The sequence below is a fragment of the Symbiobacterium ostreiconchae genome (genome assembly GCF_055396975.1).
Genome location: NZ_AP042454.1, coordinates 977944 through 997735, shown reverse-complemented (window position 1 = coordinate 997735; position 19792 = coordinate 977944). Strand labels below are relative to the sequence as shown.

The window sequence follows — 19792 nt, the reverse complement described above, 5'->3', positions numbered from 1 at the left end:
GTGCGGCGAAAGAGCAGGCCACGGTGCGGTGGCCTGCTCTGGCTCGCCGTAATTCTGGCGGAGAGGGTGGGATTCGAACCCACGGTGGCTGTTTAGGCCACGCTCGTTTTCAAGACGAGAGCCTTAAACCACTCGGCCACCTCTCCGGATGATGTCAGGATAATAGTTTACACAACGGGCGGCGGCCTTGCAAGCGCGTGCCAGATGACGGCAGCGGCCCCGCGCGGGCGTGCGCACGGGGCCGCTTGTTCGCTCGCTGCCGCCTCGCTGCGCCGCCGCTGCAGGCCGTACGCGCAGCATGCCCGGCCGCTCTCTCGGCTATCGCTCGATCCGGTCGCAGCGGGTGTACGGCCGCAGCACTTCCGGCACGGTGACCGAGCCGTCTTCGTTCTGGTAGTTCTCCAGCACCGCGGCCAGGGTGCGGCCGACGGCGAGGCCCGAGCCGTTCAGGGTGTGCACGAACTCCGGCTTGCCGCCGCCCGGCCGGTACCGGATGTTCGCCCGCCGCGCCTGGAAATCGCTCATGTTGGAGCAGGACGAGATCTCCACATACCGCTCGTAGCTGGGCATCCAGACCTCGATGTCAAACTTTTTGTACTGGCCGAAGCCCATGTCGCCGGTGCACATCAGCACGCGCCGGTACGGCAGGTTCAGTTTCTCCAGCATGCCCTCGGCGTTTTCCACGATCTCCATCAGCGCCTGGTCGCTCTCCTCCGGCCGGGTGAACTGCACCATCTCGACTTTCTCGAAGTAGTGCTGCCGGATGAGCCCGCGGGTGTCGCGCCCGGCCGCGCCGGCCTCGCTGCGGAAGCAGCCGCTGTAGCCCACGTACTTCAAGGGCAGCAGGGCCTCGTCCAGGATCTCGTCCCGGTGCATGTTGACCAGCGGCACCTCGGCGGTGGAGGACAGGTGGTAGTCGGTGCCGGCCAGGCTGAAGACGTCCTCGCGGAACTTGGGGAACTGGCCGCTGCCGTAGTAGCTGGCGGTGTTGATGATGACGGGCGGCAGCACCTCGCGGTAGCCCCGCTCAGTCAGGTAGTCGATAAAGAAGCTGACCAGCGCCCGGTGCAGCCGGGCCACGCCGCCCTTGATGAAGGCGAAGCGGCTGCCGGTCACCTTAGCGGCCCGCTCGAAGTCCAGGCCGTCCATGGCGACGCCCAGATCCCAGTGGGCCCGGACCGGGAAGCCGAACGTGCGGGGCTCGCCCCAGCGCTTGACCTCCACGTTGCCGCTTTCGTCCTCGCCCACCGGCACGTCGGGCGCGGGGATATTGGGCAGCTGGTAGAGCAGCTCCTGCAGCTCCGCCTCCACCTGCCGCTCCCGGTCGTCCAGCTCCTTGATGCGGTCGGCGATCTGCCCCATCTCCGCAATGATGGCACTGGCGTCCTGCCCCTGCTTCTTCATCGCGCCGACCTGCTTCGACACCTGGTTGCGGCGTGCTTTCAGCTGCTCGACCTCGGTCAGGATCTGGCGCCGCTCCACATCCAGGGCCAGGATGCGGTCGAGGTCAACGGAAACACCCTTGTTGATCAGCGCCTGACGAACCACGTCGGGATGGGTGCGAACGAACCTCAAATCCAACATGGGTGATACCCTCCTCATCCAGAGTCCGGGGAAGGCGTCTCCGCCTAGCCTCTCCAGCCGCCGGAAAGTTTATCCAGTCCCGCTGGGCCAGGAGTCAGGGTTCGGCGCGGCAGGGGGCAATCCCTCCCGGCGGCCGTCTCAGGCCTGGCGGCCCAGCGGAAGGGTGACCGCCTGGACGGTGGCCACCGCCATCGCCTCCCGCAGTTCCGCCACCAGGTCGGGGGGCGCGGGTTCATCGATCTGCAGCAGCATCAGGGCCTCGCCCCGCGGCTGGTGACGCCCCAGGTGCAGCCCGGCGATGTTGATGTCGCGGGCGGCCAGGGCCATGCCGAACCGGCCGACCATGCCCGGTTGGTCCCGGTGCAGGCTGACCAGCATGTGCCGGGTGGGCGCCATGTCGATGTGCAGGCCGTCGACGGCGACGAAGCGCATGCCGCCGTCCCGGCGGAGCATGCCCGTCACCTCATGGACGCCCTGGGGCCCCTCGGACCGGACCGTGATGAGGCTCGCGGAGGGCGACAGGGTTCCGGCCGCGGCGGCCAGCCGGTCGCCGCCTCCGTTCTCCCCCAGCGGGGCGTGGGCGAGCGACCTGGCCTCGTGGACCCGCAGCCCCCGCCGGCGGGCCAGGGCGGGCGAGTTGATGTAGTTGACGTGGTCCCCGAGCTGGGTGGCCAGGAAGCCCTTCAGCACCGTGTTGGTGAGCAGCGCCGTGGGGTGCTTGGCCAGCTCGCCGCTGTAGGTGACGGTGACCGCCTCGGCCTGCCCGGGGAAGGCCTGCGCCAGGAAGGAGCCCAGCGTCTCGGCCAGCGGCAGGTGGTCGGTGACGATCTGCGCCGCGTCTCGCGGCACCTGCGGCAGGTTGACCGCCTCGGGCACCAGCTCGCCCCGGAGCACGCGCAGCACGTACTGGGCGATATACCGGCCGTTGGCGTCCTGCGCCTCGGCGGTCGAGGCGGAGAGGTGCGGGGTGACCACGACGTTGGGCAGCGAGAACAGCGGGCTGTCGGTGCAGGGCTCCGCGGCGAAGACGTCCAGGGCGGCGCCGGCCAGCCGGCCCTCCTTCAGGGCGGTGTACAGCGCCTCCTCGTCCACCATCCCGCCGCGGGCGCAGTTGACGATGCGCGCGGTGGGCTTCATGAGCGCCAGTTCGGCCGCGCCGATGAGGCGCGCCGACTCCGGGGTCTTGGCCGCGTGGATGGTGAGGAAGTCCACCTCGGGCAGCAGCTCCCGGATAGTCGGGACCATGGTCACGCCCAGGTGCTCGGCCCGGCTGGACGGCACGTAGGGGTCGTAAGCCAGCACCCGCATGCCGAAGGCCTTCGCCCGCACGGCCACCTCGGATCCGATGCGGCCCAGGCCGATGATGCCCAGCGTCTTGCCGTGCAGCTCGGTGCCGACGTAGGTCTTCCGGTCCCACCGGCCCTCCCGGGCAAGGGCGTGGTGCGCCTGGGGGATGTTGCGGGCCACGGCGATGAGGAGGCCGAAGGCGTGCTCCGCCGTGGAATACGTGTTGGCGCCGGGCACGTTGACCACCACGACGCCACGCTCGGTGGCCGCGTTGACGTCGATGTTGTCCACCCCGACGCCGGCCCGGCCGACGACCTTCAGCCGGGTGCCCCGCGCCAGCACCTCTGCGGTCACCTTCGTCTCCGACCGGGTGATGAGGGCGTCGTACGCCGGGATGATCTCCAGCAGCTCCTCCGGCGTCACCTTCCGGACATCCACCTCGTGCTCGGCCTGCAGGAGGCGGATGCCCGTCTCCGAAATCGCTTCCGTCACCAGGATCTTCATCGGATATCGCCTCCCCTCATCCAGACCTCCTGCGCCGCCGCGACGGCCCGGCCGATCTGGACGTCGCAGCCGCACGCGGCCAGGGCCATCTCGGTAGCCGCCAGGGCCTGCAGCACGTCGCCGGGCACCACGTAGCCCAGGTGGCCGATCCGGAAGATCTTGTCCGCCAGGTCCCCCTGCCCGCCGGCCAGCTGCACGCCGAACTGCTCCCGGGCCACCTTGCGCAGCCGCTTGGGATCCACGGGGGAGACCACGGCCGTGACCGAGTTGGAGGCCGTGGCCTCGTCCCGGGCCAGAAGCGTGAGGCCCATCGCCTTCACGCCGGCCCGGCACATCGCGCCCATCAGCCGGTGGCGGGCCCAGGCGCCCTCCAGGGTCTCGGCCTCCAGGAGCGCCAGCGCCGCCTGCAGGGCGTACAGCAGGGAGATCGCCGGGGTATACGGGGTCTGCAACTTCAGCAGGCTGTTGTGGGCGGCCTTCAGGTCCCAGTAGAACTTGGGCATGGCGCTCTTCTCCGCCGCCGCCCGGGCCCGCTCGGAGAAGGCGACGATCGAGAGGCCGGGCGGACACATGAGCGCCTTCTGTGCGCCGGTCAGCACCACGTCGAGGCCCCATTCGTCCATCTCCAGCGGCAGGGCGCCGAGGCCGGAGACCGAGTCGACCATGAGGAGCGCCCCGTGCTCCCGCACGGCCCGGGCGATCGCATGGACGTCGTTGGTCACGCCCGTGGAGGTCTCGTTGTGCTGAATCAGCACCGCTTTGATCCGCTTCTCCCGGTCCCCGGCCAGCTTCTCGGCGATGCGCGCCGGGTCCGCGGCCTCACCGGGCTCAAAGCGGAGCCGCTCCACCGCAAAGCCCAGCTGGGTGGCCACCTTGTACCAGCGCTCGCCGAAATCGCCGATGGAGACGCTCAGCACGGCATCCCCCGGGTTCAGCGTGTTGACCAGGGCGGCCTCCCAGCCGCCGGAGCCCGCGCCGGGGAAGATGTAGACCGGCTGCTCGGTGCGGAAGACCTTCTTCAGCTTCGTCGACACCTCTTCGAAGAGGGCGCTGAAGGCCTCGCCCCGGTGGTTGATCATCGGCTGGGTCATGGCCGCCGCCACCTGCGGCGGAATCGGCGTGGGACCGGGAATCATCAGCAGGGACTTCTCCGTCAGCATGATCAACTGCCTCCCCTTTGGCATCTCAGAAATCCAAAGGCCCCGCCCCCGGCAGACCGGCCGCGAGACGCGCTGCCGGTTCTGCCAGGGACGGGGCCGTACTCCCCGCGGTGCCACCCTGCTTGGCTGCCGCTCGGCCGCGCCAGGGCCCGGACACCGGAAACAGAAGACTCCCGCCCCTGTGTGTCAGGGACGGGAGCAGAACTCCCGCGGTGCCACCCGGACTTGGCGCCGGCGCTGCCGGCAACCCCCTCGTCTCGGCGCTAACGGGCCGAACCCGACCGGGTCATCCCCGGACCCTCGGGGGGCGGAACGGATCCCACGGCCACCGGCTTGCACCGACCGCCGGCTCTCTGCAGACCGCACCGGAACCTGATTCCCCCGTCATGGGGCTGGTTTGGGGTGGAGTATAGCACCTGATTTCACAAGATGCAACCGTCTCTGAAAAAGATCCTACTTTCGGAGGAGCCGGTCCCGGGCTAATCTTCGTCCCGGGTGACCACCTGGGCAACGGCCGAGACCCGGTCGTTGGTGTCCAGGTTCATGAGCTGCACACCCTGGGTGTTGCGCCCGCTCCTGCGCACCTCCTCGACGGGGATGCGGATCAGGACGCCCTGCTCGGAGACGAGCATGAGGTCATTGCCCTCGGTGACCACCTTGACGCCCACCAGCCGGCCGTGCCGCCCGGGCACCAGCTGGATGGTGATGACGCCCTTGGCGCCGCGCCGGTACGTGGGGTACTCGGTGAGCGGCGTCCGCTTGCCGACGCCGGTCTCGCTCACCACCAGCAGGTCGGCGCCTGGCAGCACGGTGTCCATGCCGACCACGTGCTCGTCCGGGCCGAGGGCGATGCCCTTCACGCCCCGGGTATCGCGGCCCATCGGGCGCACGTCGTCCTCGTGGAAGCGCAGCGCGTTGCCGGCGCTGGAGACCAGGATGATCTCGTCGTTGCCCCGGGTGAGGCGGGCGCCCACCAGCGTGTCCCCCTCCTCCAGCTTGATGGCGATGATGCCGGTGGAGCGGACGTTCTGGAACTCCTCGACGGAGGTCTTCTTCACCCAGCCGCTGCGGGTGGCGAAGAAGATGTACCCGACCTCCTGGTCCCCCTCCTTGACGGGGATGACGGTGTTGACCTTCTCGCCCGGCAGGAGCGGGATGAGGTTGACGATAGCCGTGCCGCGGGCCTGCCGCGAGGCCTCGGGGATCTCGTGGCACTTGATGCGGTAGACGCGGCCCTGGTCGGTGAAGAACATCATGTAGTGGTGCGTGGTCGTGGTGAAGATGTGTTCGATGAAGTCCTCTTCCTTGGTGCCCGCACCCTGCACGCCGCGCCCGCCCCGCCGCTGCTGGCGGTAGGTGTTCACCGGCACCCGCTTGATGTAGCCGGTGTGCGAGATGGTGACCACCACGTCCTCGTCGGCGATCAGGTCCTCGATGTCGATGTCGCCGTCGTCGGCGGTGATGCGGGTGCGGCGCGGGTCGGCGTACTTCTTCTTGATCTCGGTGAGCTCCTGCTTGATGATGTCGTACTGCATCTTCTCGGACCCCAGCACCGCGCGGTAGTAGGCGATGCGGTCCTGCAGCTCGTCGTACTCCTCCTGGAGCTTCTCCCGCTCCAGGGCGGTCAGGCGGCGGAGCTGCATGTCGAGGATGTGCTGCGCCTGCACCTCGGTGAAGCCGAAGTTGGCCATCAGGCGGCTGCGCGCCTCGTCCGTGGTGGGCGAGGAGCGGATGGTGCTGATCACCTCGTCGATGATGTCCAGCGCCTTCAGCAGGCCCTCCAGGATGTGGGCCCGGGCCAGGGCCTTGTCGAGGTCGAACTGGGTGCGCCGCACGATGACCTCGAGCTGGTGCTGCACGTAGTAGTGCAGCATCTGCTTCAGGTTCAGCAGCCGCGGCCGGTTCTCCACCAGGGCCAGCATGATGATGCCGAAGCTCTGCTGCAGGGCCGTGAACTTGTACAGCTGGTTCAGGATCACGTGCGGGTTGGCATCCCGCCGCAGTTCGATCGCGATGCGCAGGCCGGTGCGATCGGACTCGTCCCGCAGGTCCGTGATGCCTTCGATCTTCCGGTCCCGGTGCAGCTCGGCGATGCGCTCGATGAGCCGGGCCTTGTTGACCCCGTAGGGCAGCTCCGTCACCACGATGCGGTTCCGGCCGTTCTGCAGCGTCTCAATCTGCGCCCGGGCCCGCAGGGTGATGGAGCCCTTCCCGGTGTGGTACGCCTTGCGGATGCCGTCCCGGCCGAGAATCAGCGCCCCGGTGGGGAAGTCCGGCCCCTTGATGATGGTGTTCAGCTCATCGATGCTGACGTCGGGCTGGTCGATGAGCCGGATGATGCCGTCGATGACCTCGCCCAGGTTGTGCGGCGGGATGTTGGTGGCCATGCCGACCGCGATGCCCGTCGACCCGTTGACCAGAAGGTTCGGGAAGCGAGACGGCAGCACCGTCGGCTCCTTCTCGCTGTTGTCGTAGTTGTCCTCGAAGTCGACGGTGTTCTTCTCGATGTCGGACAGCATCTCGTGGGCCAGCTTCGACAGGCGCGCCTCGGTGTAGCGCATTGCCGCGGGCGGGTCGCCGTCGATGGAGCCGAAGTTGCCCTGGCCGTCCACCAGCGGGTAGCGCAGCACGAAGTCCTGCGCCATCCGCACCATCGTATCGTACACGGCCGAGTCGCCGTGGGGATGGTACTTGCTGAGCACGTCGCCGACGGTCTTGGCCGACTTGCGGTACGGCTTGTCCGCGGTGTTGCCGCTTTCGTACATGGCGTACAGGATTCGCCGCTGCACCGGCTTCAGACCGTCGCGCACGTCGGGCAGGGCGCGGCCGACGATCACCGACATGGAGTACGTGAGGTACGACGTCTCCATCTCGTGCCTGATCTCTTTGGTCAGAATCCGCTGTGCGAAGTCTCCGGCCACAAGCTTGTCCTCCTAAACGGGGAGTTCCAGCGCCTAACCGATGGTGTCGAGGTTCTGGACGAGGTGGGCGTTCCGCTGGATGAACTCCCGGCGGGGCTCAACCTTCTCTCCCATGAGGGTTTCAAACAGGGTGTTGGCCTCGGCGGCGTCCTCCATCGTCACCCTGTACAGGATCCGCTTCGAGGGGTCCATGGTGGTCTCCCACAGCTGCTCCGGGTTCATCTCGCCGAGACCCTTGTACCGCTGGGGCTTGTCCGTGGTGCCCCCGATGCGGGCGATGAGCTGGTCCTTCTCCTGCTCGGAGTACGCGTAGTAGACCTGCTTGCCCTTGCGGATCATGTAAAGCGGCGGGTTGGCGATGTACAGGTACCCGGCCTCGATCAGCGGCCGCATGAAGCGGAAGAAGAACGTGAGCAGCAGGGTGCGGATGTGGCTGCCGTCCACGTCCGCGTCGGTCATGATGATGACCTTATGGTACCGGCACTTGGAGAGGTCGAAGTCGTCGCCGATGCCGGCGCCCACTGCGGTGATGAGCGTGCGGATCTCCTCGTTGGCCAGGATCTTGTCCAGCCGGGCCTTTTCGACGTTGAGGATCTTGCCCCTGAGCGGCAGGACCGCCTGGATGCGCCGGTCGCGGCCCATCTTGGCGGAACCCCCTGCGGAGTCGCCCTCCACCAGGAAGAGCTCCGATTCGGAAGGATCGCGCGAGGAGCAGTCGGTCAGCTTGCCGGGCAGCGCGGTGATCTCCAGGGCGCTCTTGCGGCGCACCAGGTCCCGGGCCTTGCGGGCGGCCTCGCGGGCGCGCGCCGCGCTGATCGCCTTCTCCACGATGCGCTTGGCGACCGAAGGGTTCTCCTCCAGGAACTCCGCGAGCCCCTCGCTCACCGCCGCGGCGACGAAAGCCTCCATCTCGGAGGAGCCCAGCTTGGTCTTGGTCTGGCCCTCGAACTGGGGATCCTGCATCTTCACCGAGAGGATGGCCGTCATGCCCTCGCGGATGTCCTCGCCCGACAGGTTGTCCTCATTGTCCTTCAGCAGCTTCTGCTTCCGGGCGTAGTTGTTGATCACGCGCGTCAGGGCGGTCTTCAGCCCCGTCTCGTGGGTGCCGCCCTCCACCGTGCGGATGTTGTTGGCGAAGCTGAGGATGTTCTCGCTGTAGGCGTCAGTGTACTGGATCGCCAGCTCCATCTCCTGGGTGTCAGAGGCCTTGAAGATATAGATCGGCTTGGCGTGCAGCGGCTCCCGGGACCGGTTCAGGTACTGCACGAAGGTCTGAAGGCCTTCGTTGTACTTGAACCGGTATTCCGCGTTGGCCTTTTCGTCGATGAACTGAATGAAGAGTCCCTGGTTGAGGAAGGCGGTGTCCCTGAGGCGCGTGACGATGGCTTCCGGGTCGAACTCGACCGTTTCGAAGATCTCCGGGTCCGGCCAGAAGCGCACGAAGGTGCCGTGCTCCTTGGTGTCGCCGACGCGGCGCAGCGGGTAGAGCGCCTTGCCGCCGCGCTGGAACTCCACCTCATACACGCCGCCGTTCTGCTTCACCTGGATGTACAGCTTCTTCGAGAGCGCGTTGACCACAGCCGCGCCCACGCCGTGCAGGCCGCCGGACACCTTGTAGGCGCCGGTGCCGAACTTGCCGCCGGCGTGCAGCATGGTGTAGACGGTCTCCACGGTGGAGATGCCCGTCGTGGGGTGTATGTCCACGGGGATGCCGCGGCCGTTGTCCTGCACCGACACGGAACCGTCGCTGTGCAGGGTGACGACGATCTTGTCACAGAACCCCGCCAGCCGCTCGTCGACCGCGTTATCGATGATCTCCCAGATCAGGTGGTGCAGGCCCCGCTGCGAGGTGCCGCCGATGTACATGCCCGGACGGCGCCGCACCGCTTCCAGGCCCTCCAGCACCTGAATCTGCTCCCCGGTGTACTGCTCCGTCCCGTGGGTGTTCAGGTGGTGCATTGCGGGCTGGGTACCGTTCCTTTCATCCGCCACAGAGGTTCCTCCCTCATCAGCGCTTTCCATAACAGAACAATGCTAACACATCGCAAGAGTCATCACAAGTGACTGACTCCTGCCGCGCCCGGGCCGCTACCCCAGCAGCGCCGCCGACTCGCTGCGCCGCTTCAGGGTCAGGGCGGAGATGGGCGACAGAATGCCGCCGGCTTCCGTGAGCACCAGGCTCCGGGGTTCGCCGCCCTCCACCTGGCGCAGGCGGTTCTCCCTCTTCAGTCTCTCCAGCAGATCCTGCGTCGCGCTCCCCCGGCTGGCGGTGCGCAGGTTCAGGATGGCGATCACCTGCCGCATCGCCACGACCACGTCAGCTCCCACGTGGAGGTACATCAGCCCAACCCCCTGTCATCGAGGACTACGGTTCCGGCCCGGACACGAAACAGGCGGTGGCTCTCCGGCCACTCGCGCACCATCAGGTCTTCCAGGTCGGTGCAGGTGATGAAGCTCTGGACGCCTTCCCGCACCGCGGACAGGAGGTAGTGGCGGCGGTTGGGGTCAAGCTCCGAGGCGACGTCGTCCAGCAGCAGCAGCGGCGGCTCGCCGATCTCCTCCGTCATGAACTCCAGCTCCGCCAGCTTCAGCGCCAGAACGGCGGTGCGCTGCTGCCCCTGGGAGGCGTAAAGGCGTGCGTCCCGCCCGGCGATCCAGAAGCCGACGTCGTCCCGGTGCGGACCCACCAGGGTCACCTGGCGCCGGCGCTCCTCCTGGCGCATCCGTGCCAGCTCCTGCTCCAGCCGCCGGCGCACGCTCTCCAGGTCCGCCGCCCCGTCCTCGCCGACCCCCTGGCTCTGATAGGCCAGGCGCAGGTCCTCCCGGCCCTCGGCCAGCATCTCGTGGTACCGGGCGGCAATCGGCGAGAGGCGGCTGACCGCCTCGGCTCTGCGGGCCACCAGCCGGGCCCCGGTCTCCACGAGCTGCTCGTCGTAGACCGACAGAAGCCCCTCGTCGACCACCGGCTGCTTCAGCAGCGTGTTGCGCTGCGCGACCAGGCGGTTGTAGGCCATGAGGTGATGCAGGTAGGTCTGCGAGATTTGCGACAGCTCCACATCCAGGAACCGGCGGCGGCCGGAGGGCGGGCCCTTGAGCAGCTGCAGGTCGTCGGGCGAGAAGAGCACGGCCGCCAGGCTGCCGACCAGGCGGGCGATCTTCCGCTCGGCGATGCCGTTGATCCTGAGCTGCTTGCGCGTCTGGTGGCCGCAGCGCAGCTCCAGATCGATGGAGCCGGTCTTGCGGACCACCTCGGCGCGCGCCAGGAGCTCCTCCTTCCCCTCCTGGATCATGTCCTGATCGCGGGAGGTGCGGTGGCTCCGGCCGGTGGCCAGGAAGTGGATCGCCTCCAGCAGATTGGTCTTCCCCTGCGCGTTGTCGCCGTACAGGACGTTGAGCCCGGGCGAGAAGTGAATGGTGAGGCTGTCGTAGTTGCGGAACGAACCCAGCTGCAGCGTGGCCAGATGCACCCTTATTCCCCCTCGCGGCGGAGCAGCCAGAGGCCGCCGCCTTCCAGGCGCACGCGGTCGCCCGGACGCAGCTTGCGGCCGCGCCGCCGTTCGGGCTCGCCGTTGACCGATACCAGGCCGGCGGCAATGAGGGCCTTGGCCTGGCCGCCGGTTTCGGCCACGCCGGTCCACTTCAGGAAGGCATCCAGGGTGATGTAATCGGTGTGGATCGTCACAATCTGTTCCGTCATCGCGAGATTCCTTCGTGCGTGGGTACAGTCATCAGAGCGTGATCAGCGGCAGCACGACGTAGAGGAACTGGCTGCTGTCCGCCGGCATGAGCCGGGCCGGGTTGCGGCTGCCCGAGCACTGGAAGCGGAACTGCTTCTCCTCCAGCACCTTCAGGAAGTCCAGCAGATAGCGCGCGTTGAACCCGATGTCCAGCGGGTCGCCGCTCATGCTGGTCACCGCCAGCTCCTCGTAGACGTGGCCCACCTCGGGCGTATTGGAGGTGATGGTGACCTTGTCGGCCTGGAAGCTGATCTTGACGGCGCCGTCCTTCGTAATCAGGGTGGCGCGCTCCAGGGCCTCCATGAACTCCTCGCGGGGCAGCACGGCCTCGGTCGGGTAGTTCTGGGGCACCAGCCGCATGACATCCGGATACTGTCCTTCCAGGAGCCGGGAGATCACCCGCATGTTCCCCAGGTCGAAGAAGATCTGGTTTGCGGTGACGGCCACGCTCACCTGGCTCTCCTCATCGCCGGTGAGCAGGCGGGTCACCTCATTCAGGGACCGGCTGGGGATGATGACGGAGAAGCTGTGGCCGAGGTCGTTGGCGGCAGCCGATTCGGCGTGGGCGATGCGGACGCCGTCGGTGGCGGTGCCGGTCAGGGTGCTGTCCCGGAGACGGAACAGCACGCCGGTGAGCCAGGGCTTGGACTCGTCGTGGCCGGCCGCAAAGGTGGTCTGCCGGAGCAGGTCCCGCAATAGACTCTGACTGACGGTGAACGCCGAGGCCCCGTCGACGTCCGGGAGGGCAGGGAACTGCTCGGCCGAGAAGCCGTGGATCATGTACTGGGAGCGGCCCCACCGCAGGGTGGCCACGTGGTTGTGGAAGTCCACGGAGAGCTCGATGTTTCCATAAGGAATGCGGCGGATGAGGTCCGCAAAGTAGCGGGCCGGCAGGACGATCTCGCCCTCGGCGATGACCTCACAGGGCGTGACGGCCTCAATGGCCAGCTCCATGTCGGTGGCGCGGATGGTCAGGTTCCCGTTGCGGGCGGAGAGATAGACGCCGGACAGCACGGGAATGGTGTTCTTGGTCGAGACGGCCCTGGCTACGGTGGCGAGCGTCGTGTTCAGGCTCTCCTGGCTGATCAGGATCTTCACTCGAAGCCCTCCCTCATGCGGCACCTTTCGGGTAAACGGCGCACAGCTAACCTGTTAGTAACAATGGTCATTGTAGCAATGATCATTGTAGACGCTGTGGATATGTGGAAAAGACCGTGGATAACTACAGTGGCGGGAATCGCGGGGCGCGATAACTTGTGGGTATCCCCGCGCGGCGCGTCCACACCTGACACATTTGCTGGGGGCGCGCCGCTATTCGGCGCGGATGCGCGCGATCAGCTGCTCGATGGTGTGCGCGAAGGCGGCGTCGCTCTGGATGTCCTTCGCGATTTTCTCACAGGCGTGCATCACCGTGGTGTGGTCACGCCCCCCGAACTCCTCGCCGATCTTGGGCAGCGAGCTGTCGGTCAGCTCCCGGGCCAGGTACATCGCGATCTGGCGCGGGTACGCGACGGCGCGGGAGCGGTTGCGCACCTCGAAGTCCTGCATGCGGATGTTATAGTGTTCGGCCACGACCCGCTTGATGGTCTCGATGGTGATCTGCTTCGGGCGGTGGGGCGGCAGGATGTCCTTCAGCGCCTGCACGGCCAGGTCGTAGGTGAGCGGGCACTTGAGCATGTTGGCGTAGGCGACCACGCGGGTCAGCGCGCCTTCGAGCTCCCGGATGTTGGTCTCGATGTTGGTCGCGATGTAGTTGGTCACCTCGTCCGGCACGTACAGCTCTTCATTCTGGGCCTTCTTCCGCAGGATCGCCGTGCGGGTCTCCAGGTCGGGGGGCTGGATGTCGCAGATCAGGCCCCACTCAAACCGGGAGCGGAGGCGGTCCTCCAGCGTGGGGATCTCCTTGGGCGGCCGGTCGGAGGAGATGACGATCTGCTTGTTGGCCTCGCGGATGGCGTTGAAAGTATGGTAGAACTCCTCCTGGGTGGCCTCCTTGCCCGCCAGGAACTGGATGTCGTCGATGAGCAGCACGTCGACCTTGCGGTAGCGGTTCTGAAACGCGGTGGTCGAGCCTTTTTGAATCGCCATGATGAATTCGTTGGTGAACGTCTCGGTGGAGACGTACGCGACCCTGGCGGTGGGGTTGTGCGCCAGGACGTAGTGACCGATGGCATGCATGAGGTGGGTCTTGCCCAGGCCGACGCCGCCGTAGATGAAAAGCGGGTTGTACGTGCGCGCGGGCGCCTCGGCCACGGCCAGGGCAGCCGCATGGGCGAACCGGTTGCTGTTGCCGACGACGAAGGTCTCAAACGTGTACTTGGGATTGATATAGCCGAACAGGCGCGCGTTCTGTTCGGCCGCGGGGGCGCTGGTGCCGGCCGGCAGATCGACCACGCCGGGGCCTTCCACGGGGTCTGAGGCCGACTCCTCGATCACATTGGGGTTCGCGACAAACTTCAGCTGCATGTTGCGTTTGGTGAGATCGCGCAGAGCCTGGCGCAGCAGGGGCGCGTAGCGCGACTCCATGCGGTGCTTGGCAAACTCCCCTTGCACGCCGACGATGATGGTGTCTTCCACCACTGCGACCGGGCGCGTGCTCCGCACCCAGTTTTCAACAGCAGTCTTGGAGGTATGACGCTCCAGTCGGTCGATGCACTGCTGCCATACTTCAGACAACTCCGTCTTCATACTGCAGTGGCCCCCTCAGTACGGAAGATGATTCCAGCACGACCACGGCGTATCAACATCTTATACACAGCCTTGTCCACAACTTGTGCATAAAAAGATGTTAGCCTGTTCCAACCCCCGCGCGCGCGGGGGTGGACGGGCTTGCCTTCATCATACCAGAGCGCGGGAAAGTTATCAACAAACTCTGGCGGGGGTATCCCCACTTGTTTGATTCTCTGGGGAAAGGGTACGCTGACATTGGGATAAGCTCCTGCACGCGCGTGGATATCCTGTGAGTCCCCATCCACAGGCGCGGCTTTCTGGGGATGAGCTGTGTGTGGAAACTGGGGAAGAAACCCCGGTCGCGGGACGGCGCCTGCCCCGGCACGATCTGGCTTGACGGGCAGTACCTGTCTTCGGTATAATCCGCGTGTGTCTTTTTGCGGTGCCGTTTAGGGGGTGTTCCTGTTGAAGCGCACGTTCCAGCCGCACAACCGCTCGCGCAAGCGGACACACGGCTTCCTGAGCCGCATGAGCACTCGGGGCGGCCGCAGGGTCCTGAAGGCCCGGCGCCTGAAGGGTCGGAAGCGCCTTACCGTATAAGCCGCGACGGCCTCCCGTCGTGGCTCTTTTTCCATAAAAGGAGAGGATGGAGAGGGAAGCGCCGGCCACAAGGCGAATCCTCTCCCGATGCGATGAAGAAGGCTTATCGGCTGAAGTCACGGCTGGCTTTCCAGTCGGTTTACGCCCAGGGTCGGTCGGTTGCGAACCGGGCTGCGGTCGTCCACGTGCTGAAGCAGGCGGGGGCGCCCACCCGGGTTGGTTTCGCGGCCGGACGGAAGCTCGGCAAGGCCGTGGTGCGGAACCGGGTGAAGCGGCGGCTGCGTGAGGCCGTGCGCCTGCTTTGGCCGCGGGTTCGGCAGGGATACTACATTGTGGTCATCGCGCGCCAGGCCGCGCTGGACATGCCGTTTCCCGAACTCCGGCAGAAAGTGGAGGAACTCTTTGAACGAGCGGGTCTCTTGCAGCGGGAAGGATAGACGGCCATGACGCGGTTGTTGATGGCACTGGTGCGGGCCTACCAGCGGTACCTTTCCCCGCTGAAGGGCGGCCCGACGTGCCGGTTTTACCCTTCCTGTTCCCAATATGCGTATGAAGCGCTCGGCAAGTACGGCGCCCTGAAGGGGTCGTGGCTCGCCGTGCGCCGCGTGCTCCGGTGCCATCCCTTCCATCCGGGAGGGTACGATCCCGTTCCCTAGTTGACCACATCCCGATCTCTCTTGGGGGGTTTCCGTATATTGATCACCTCGTTCTTGGTTCCTGAGTGGCTGGTCCAGCCCATGACCAAACTGCTGGAAGTGTTCTTGAAGTTCACGGGCAATTACGGCCTGGCCATCATCTTGCTGACCCTGGTCGTGCGGATTGTCATCCTGCCGCTGACGGTCTACCAGATGCGGGCGATGAAGCGGATGCAGGAAGTGCAGCCGCTCATGAAGGAGATCCAGGAGAAGTACAAGGACAATCCTGAGAAGATGAACCAGGAGCTGATGGCCCTTTACTCGCGCGAGAAGGTGAACCCGTTCTCGGGCTGCCTGCCGCTGCTCGTGCAGCTGCCCATTCTCTACGCGCTGTTCGCCGTCTTCAACGCCTTCGATCCGACGAAGTTCAACTATACTTATCAGTTCCTGTGGGCCGACCTGAGCCAGCGGGACATTCCGCTCGCCATTCTCACCGTCGTGTCCATGATCCTGCAGCAGTACCTGACGACCGGTATGACGCCGACCGACCCCAACCAGCGGGCCATGATGTGGATCATGCCGATCCTGTTCGGCTGGATTGCCTTCACCATGCCGACGTCGGCCATCGTGCTGTACTGGGTGGTCAGCACCTTCTTCGGACTGATCCAGCAGGCAATCTATCCGGGGTTTCCCCGGCTTAAGGGCAGCCTCGGCTCGAAAGGGGAAGCGTGACCGAGATGAAGAGCGTGGAGCGGAGCGGCCGCACGGTAGACGAGGCGGTGGCACTGGCGCTGGAGGAGCTGGGCGTACCGTCGGACCGGGTGACCGTTGAGGTCCTGGACGAGGGGAAGGGGGGCTTCCTCGGCATCGGGGCGCGGCCTGCGACCGTTCGCGTGACGGTGAAGGAGACCCGGGCCGAGCGGGTGGAGGCCTTCCTGGGCGATGTGTGCGAGGCGATGGGCGTCGGCGTGCGCATGGAGATCCGCGAGGATGAGGAGTATATCCATGTCGACATCACGGGCCAGGAGGCCGGCATCCTGATCGGTCATCACGGGCAGACGCTCGACGCGCTTCAGTACCTGACTAACCTCGTCGCCGCGAAGACCGGCGGCCAGGGGCCGCGGGTCATCCTGGATGTGGAGGGCTATCGGAAACGCCGGACGGAAACCCTGACCAACCTGGCCAGGCGGCTGGCGGAGCGGGTGGCGCGCACGGGCGAGCGGGCGGTGCTGGAACCGATGAGCGCGCAGGAGCGCAGGGTGATCCACCTGGCCCTGCAGAATCACCCGGGCGTGACCACGACGAGCGAGGGACAGGACCCGTTCCGCAGGGTGGTCATATATAAGAAGGACTAGATGGGTTGCCGGTGGCCAGGTAGCGTCGCTACCCGGCCACTTTGCTTGAAAGGAGGGCCTGGCTTGCGGGAGGAGACCATCGCTGCCATCGCCACCGGCGCCGGCGAGGGCGGCATCGGCATCGTGCGGATGAGCGGGCCCGGTGCGCTGGAGGTGGCCGACCGGATCTTCCGGCCGCGGCGCGGGCGGCCGCTGGGGCAGCGGCGTTCACACACGGTGACGTACGGCTGGGTGGTCGCGCCGGGCGGCGAGCGGGTCGACGAGGCCCTGGCGCTGGTCATGCGGGGCCCGCGCTCCTATACCGGCGAGGACGTGGTGGAACTGCAGTGCCACGGCGGCCAGCTTGCAGTCCGCCGGGTGCTGGAGGAGGCGCTCCGGGCCGGGGCGCGCCTGGCCGAGCCGGGCGAGTTTACCCGCCGGGCGTTCCTGAACGGGCGGATGGACCTGTCGCAGGCCGAGGCGGTCGTCGACCTGATCCGGGCGAAGACCGACCGGGCGATGGCCGCGGCGGTGGCCCACCTGGGCGGCAGCCTGCGGGAGGCCATTGGGCGGCTGCGGGGCCGGCTCCTGGAGATGATGGCCCACCTGGAGGCGGACATCGACTTCCCCGAGCTGGAGCTGGAGGTGCAGACCCGGGAGGAGGTGGCGGCCGGCTGCGCCCAGTGCCTCGCCGAGGTGGAGCGGCTGCTGGGCGGCGCGCACACGGGGCGCATCCTCCGGGAGGGGCTGCGGGCGGTGCTGGCCGGGCGGCCCAACGTGGGCAAGTCCAGCCTGCTCAACCGGCTGGTGCGGGAGAATCGCGCCATCGTCACGGCCATCCCCGGGACGACCCGGGACGTCATCGCCGAGTGGATCGAGCTGGGCGGCGTGCCGGTGCAGCTGCTGGACACAGCGGGTCTCAGGCCGACGGAGGACCCGGTGGAGCGAATCGGCGTCGCCCGGACCCGGGAAGCCCTCGCGCAGGCGCACCTGGTGCTGGTGGTGATCGACGCCGCCGAGGGCCTGGGGCCTGAGGACCGCGAGTGGATCGCCGAGCTGCCGGCGGGCACCGCCCGCATCGGGGTGGCCAACAAGATCGACCTGAACCCGGGGTTCAGCCTGGCGGAGCTGCAGGAGGCCCTGGACGGCGCGCCGGTGGTGGCGGTCTCGGCCGAGGCCGGCATGGGGCTCGAAGCACTGGAGGCGGAGATCGCGCGGCTGGCCGGGGCCTTCGACGCCAGCGAGGAGCTGCTGGTGAACGCCCGCCAGGCGGAGGCGATCCGGCGCGCGGCCGACCACCTGCGCGATGCGCAGCAGACCCTGGAAAGCGGGCTGGGGGTGGAGCTGGTGGCCATCGATATCCGGGCCGCCTGGATGGCCCTGGGCGAGGTCACCGGGGAGACGGCCGGCGAGGCGCTGCTGGACGAGATCTTCAGCCGGTTCTGCATCGGGAAGTGAGCGGCATGGGCTTGACGAAGGCGTACGACGTGATCGTGGTGGGCGCTGGGCATGCGGGCATTGAGGCCGCGCTGGCGGCCGCGCGCCTGGGCATGCGCACGGCCTGCTTTACCACCAATCTGGACAACGTGGGGGCCATGAACTGCAACCCGTCCATCGGCGGTCCGGCCAAGGGCCACCTGGTGCGGGAGATCGATGCCCTGGGCGGGCAGATGGCGCTGACCGCGGATGCCACCTTCCTGCAGATGCGGCTGCTGAACAGCGGGAAGGGGCCTGCGGTCCAGGCCCTGCGGGCGCAGATCGACAAGCGGGCCTATGCCTGGGCCATGCGGCTGGTGATGGAGCAGACGCCCAACCTGGACCTGAAGCAGGGCATGGTCCAGGAGATCGTCGTGGAGGACGGGCGGGTGCAGGGGATCATCACCGCCACCGGGCTGTTCTTTGCCGCGAAGGCGGTGGTGCTGAGCACGGGCACCTACCTGCATGGCAAGACCATCGTCGGCGAGGTGCAGCGCTCTTCGGGCCCGGGCGGCCTGGCACCGGCGGTGGGGCTCACCGAGAGCCTGAAGCGGCTAGGTTTCGAGGTCGGTCGCTTCAAGACGGGCACGCCGCCCCGGGTGGACGGGCGGACGGTGGACTTCAGCCGCATGGTGCGGCAGGACGGCGACCCGGAGCCGCATCGGTTCAGCTTCATGTCGCCCCGGGATGCGCGGGAGCAGCTGCCCTGCTGGCAGACGTACACGACCCCGGAGAGCCACGAGCTGATCCGGCGGAACCTCCACCGGGCGCCCATGTTCACCGGCGTCATCCAGGGGCGCGGACCCCGGTACTGCCCGTCGGTGGAGGACAAGGTGGTGCGGTTCGCGGACAAGGAGAGCCATCAGGTCTTCCTGGAGCCCGAGTCCCGGGAGTCCCGCGAGATGTACGTGCTGGGCCTCTCCACCAGCCTGCCGGAGGAAGTGCAGATCGAGCTGATCCGCACGGTGCCGGGGATGGAGGAGGCCGAGCTGATGCGGGCCGGGTACGCGATTGAGTACGACTACATCATCAGCACGCAGCTGAAGCCCAGCCTGGAGACGAAGCGGGTGCGGGGCCTCTTCTGCGGCGGCCAGATCAACGGCACGTCGGGCTACGAGGAGGCGGCGGCCCAGGGGCTGATCGCCGGCATCAACGCCGCCTGCTACGTGGAGGGGCGCCCGCCGCTGGTGCTCGACCGGTCAGAGGGGTACATCGGCGTGCTGATCGACGACCTGGTGACCAAGGGCTCGCCCGAGCCGTACCGGATGCTCACCTCCCGGGCCGAGTTCCGCATGATGCTGAGGCAGGACAACGCCCACCTGCGCCTGACCGAGAAGGGGCGGCAGTACGGGCTTGTGGACGATGCCCGGTGGGAGGTCTTCGTCGCGCTGCGGGACGCCATCGCGGCCGAGCGGGAGCGGCTGGCCCAGACGGTGGTGGGGCCCGCCCCGGAGGTACAGCGGGTGCTGGAGCGACTGGGGTCTGCGCCGCTCAGGGGCGGCGTGACGCTGGAGCAGCTGCTGAGGCGCCCCGAGGTCCGGTACGAGCACCTGGTGGAGATGGGTCTGGGCCGGCCGGATCTGGACGAGGCTATCCGGCGGGAAGTGGAGACCCAGGTGAAGTACGCCGGGTACATCGCGAAGGAGCAGCAGCAGGTGGAGCGGATGCGCAAGATGGAGGCCCGGCGCATTCCGCCTTCGCTGGACTACAGCGGGCTGACGGGGCTCTCCATGGAGGCGAGGGAGAAGCTGTCGCGGATCCGGCCCGAGACGCTGGGCCAGGCCAGCCGGATCTCCGGCGTTTCCCCGGCGGACGTGGCGGTGCTGATGGTGCACCTGGACCGGCTGGCGCGGGCGCGCCAGGGCGCAGAGGAGGCGTAGCGCA

Annotated in this window: 17 protein-coding genes and 1 tRNA gene; 7 read left to right on the top strand and 11 right to left on the bottom strand. The window is 67.3% G+C overall.

Annotated elements, in window-relative coordinates:
* Nucleotides 1–55 precede the first annotated feature (55 nt).
* The 11 genes from ACZ5UM_RS04965 to dnaA form a co-directional block, all read right to left on the bottom strand.
* Nucleotides 56–146 (bottom strand) — tRNA-Ser (locus tag ACZ5UM_RS04965).
* A gap of 172 nt (nucleotides 147–318) precedes the next feature.
* Complete coding sequence (gene serS, locus ACZ5UM_RS04960; protein WP_464847243.1) at nucleotides 319–1584, bottom strand: serine--tRNA ligase; 1266 nt, start codon at nucleotides 1582–1584, stop codon at nucleotides 319–321.
* A 138-nt stretch (nucleotides 1585–1722) separates the two neighbouring features.
* A complete protein-coding gene (serA, locus tag ACZ5UM_RS04955; RefSeq protein WP_464847242.1) occupies nucleotides 1723–3375 on the bottom strand; it encodes a phosphoglycerate dehydrogenase in 1653 nt (550 codons plus the stop codon).
* Nucleotides 3372–4535 carry a pyridoxal-phosphate-dependent aminotransferase family protein gene (locus ACZ5UM_RS04950; RefSeq protein ID WP_464847241.1) on the bottom strand — a complete coding sequence of 388 codons (1164 nt, stop codon included), beginning with the start codon at nucleotides 4533–4535 and terminating at the stop codon, nucleotides 3372–3374. The genes serA and ACZ5UM_RS04950 overlap by 4 nt, the downstream gene beginning before the upstream one ends.
* Before the next feature lie 479 nt (nucleotides 4536–5014).
* On the bottom strand, nucleotides 5015–7456 hold the full coding sequence (gyrA, locus tag ACZ5UM_RS04945; protein ID WP_464847240.1) for a DNA gyrase subunit A: 2442 nt from the start codon (nucleotides 7454–7456) through the stop codon (nucleotides 5015–5017).
* 33 nt (nucleotides 7457–7489) lie between these two features.
* Nucleotides 7490–9415: a DNA topoisomerase (ATP-hydrolyzing) subunit B gene (gene gyrB / locus ACZ5UM_RS04940; RefSeq protein WP_464848282.1), complete on the bottom strand. Its 1926-nt coding sequence runs from the start codon at nucleotides 9413–9415 to the stop codon at nucleotides 7490–7492.
* 129 nt (nucleotides 9416–9544) lie between these two features.
* The gene (remB, locus tag ACZ5UM_RS04935) at nucleotides 9545–9796 is read right to left on the bottom strand and encodes an extracellular matrix regulator RemB (RefSeq protein ID WP_464847239.1); all 252 of its coding nucleotides are present in this window, start codon (nucleotides 9794–9796) and stop codon (nucleotides 9545–9547) included.
* Complete coding sequence (gene recF / locus ACZ5UM_RS04930) at nucleotides 9796–10923, bottom strand: DNA replication/repair protein RecF (RefSeq protein WP_464847238.1); 1128 nt, start codon at nucleotides 10921–10923, stop codon at nucleotides 9796–9798. The genes remB and recF overlap by 1 nt, the downstream gene beginning before the upstream one ends.
* A gap of 2 nt (nucleotides 10924–10925) precedes the next feature.
* Nucleotides 10926–11153, bottom strand: coding sequence for a S4 domain-containing protein YaaA (yaaA, locus tag ACZ5UM_RS04925; protein WP_464847237.1), 228 nt, complete (start codon nucleotides 11151–11153; stop codon nucleotides 10926–10928).
* Between the two features lie 31 nt (nucleotides 11154–11184).
* Nucleotides 11185–12291 (bottom strand): DNA polymerase III subunit beta, encoded by a 1107-nt coding sequence (gene dnaN, locus ACZ5UM_RS04920; protein ID WP_464847236.1) that lies wholly within the window; start codon nucleotides 12289–12291, stop codon nucleotides 11185–11187.
* A gap of 213 nt (nucleotides 12292–12504) precedes the next feature.
* Nucleotides 12505–13881, bottom strand: coding sequence for a chromosomal replication initiator protein DnaA (gene dnaA / locus ACZ5UM_RS04915; protein WP_464847235.1), 1377 nt, complete (start codon nucleotides 13879–13881; stop codon nucleotides 12505–12507).
* A gap of 447 nt (nucleotides 13882–14328) precedes the next feature.
* On the opposite strand from dnaA, the gene rpmH reads away from it, so the two are divergent.
* From rpmH to mnmG, 7 genes are all read left to right on the top strand, one after another.
* Entirely contained in the window at nucleotides 14329–14463 is a 135-nt protein-coding gene (gene rpmH, locus ACZ5UM_RS04910) for a 50S ribosomal protein L34 (RefSeq protein ID WP_043714428.1), read from the top strand.
* Between the two features lie 92 nt (nucleotides 14464–14555).
* Complete coding sequence (gene rnpA / locus ACZ5UM_RS04905) at nucleotides 14556–14900, top strand: ribonuclease P protein component (protein ID WP_464847234.1); 345 nt, start codon at nucleotides 14556–14558, stop codon at nucleotides 14898–14900.
* Nucleotides 14901–14906: 6 nt separating this feature from the next.
* Entirely contained in the window at nucleotides 14907–15119 is a 213-nt protein-coding gene (gene yidD, locus ACZ5UM_RS04900) for a membrane protein insertion efficiency factor YidD (RefSeq protein ID WP_464847233.1), read from the top strand.
* Between the two features lie 81 nt (nucleotides 15120–15200).
* The gene (locus tag ACZ5UM_RS04895; RefSeq protein WP_464847232.1) at nucleotides 15201–15830 is read left to right on the top strand and encodes a YidC/Oxa1 family membrane protein insertase; all 630 of its coding nucleotides are present in this window, start codon (nucleotides 15201–15203) and stop codon (nucleotides 15828–15830) included.
* 5 nt (nucleotides 15831–15835) lie between these two features.
* On the top strand, nucleotides 15836–16453 hold the full coding sequence (jag, locus tag ACZ5UM_RS04890) for an RNA-binding cell elongation regulator Jag/EloR (RefSeq protein WP_464847231.1): 618 nt from the start codon (nucleotides 15836–15838) through the stop codon (nucleotides 16451–16453).
* 63 nt (nucleotides 16454–16516) lie between these two features.
* Nucleotides 16517–17890 carry a tRNA uridine-5-carboxymethylaminomethyl(34) synthesis GTPase MnmE gene (gene mnmE / locus ACZ5UM_RS04885; protein ID WP_464847230.1) on the top strand — a complete coding sequence of 458 codons (1374 nt, stop codon included), beginning with the start codon at nucleotides 16517–16519 and terminating at the stop codon, nucleotides 17888–17890.
* A gap of 5 nt (nucleotides 17891–17895) precedes the next feature.
* Nucleotides 17896–19788: a tRNA uridine-5-carboxymethylaminomethyl(34) synthesis enzyme MnmG gene (gene mnmG, locus ACZ5UM_RS04880; protein WP_464847229.1), complete on the top strand. Its 1893-nt coding sequence runs from the start codon at nucleotides 17896–17898 to the stop codon at nucleotides 19786–19788.
* Nucleotides 19789–19792: the final 4 nt, after the last annotated feature.

Bases quoted from the DNA above. Each gene is read 5' to 3' on its own strand.
- yidD (WP_464847233.1), top strand. From the start codon at position 14,907: ATGACGCGGTTGTTGATGGCACTGGTGCGGGCCTACCAGCGGTACCTT.
- remB (WP_464847239.1), bottom strand. From the start codon at position 9,796: ATGTACCTCCACGTGGGAGCTGACGTGGTCGTGGCGATGCGGCAGGTG.
- rnpA (WP_464847234.1), top strand. From the start codon at position 14,556: ATGAAGAAGGCTTATCGGCTGAAGTCACGGCTGGCTTTCCAGTCGGTT.
- gyrB (WP_464848282.1), bottom strand. From the start codon at position 9,415: ATGCACCACCTGAACACCCACGGGACGGAGCAGTACACCGGGGAGCAG.
- dnaA (WP_464847235.1), bottom strand. From the start codon at position 13,881: ATGAAGACGGAGTTGTCTGAAGTATGGCAGCAGTGCATCGACCGACTG.
- jag (WP_464847231.1), top strand. From the start codon at position 15,836: ATGAAGAGCGTGGAGCGGAGCGGCCGCACGGTAGACGAGGCGGTGGCA.
- mnmG (WP_464847229.1), top strand. From the start codon at position 17,896: ATGGGCTTGACGAAGGCGTACGACGTGATCGTGGTGGGCGCTGGGCAT.
- ACZ5UM_RS04895 (WP_464847232.1), top strand. From the start codon at position 15,201: ATGACCAAACTGCTGGAAGTGTTCTTGAAGTTCACGGGCAATTACGGC.
- serA (WP_464847242.1), bottom strand. From the start codon at position 3,375: ATGAAGATCCTGGTGACGGAAGCGATTTCGGAGACGGGCATCCGCCTC.
- serS (WP_464847243.1), bottom strand. From the start codon at position 1,584: ATGTTGGATTTGAGGTTCGTTCGCACCCATCCCGACGTGGTTCGTCAG.
- ACZ5UM_RS04950 (WP_464847241.1), bottom strand. From the start codon at position 4,535: ATGCTGACGGAGAAGTCCCTGCTGATGATTCCCGGTCCCACGCCGATT.
- yaaA (WP_464847237.1), bottom strand. From the start codon at position 11,153: ATGACGGAACAGATTGTGACGATCCACACCGATTACATCACCCTGGAT.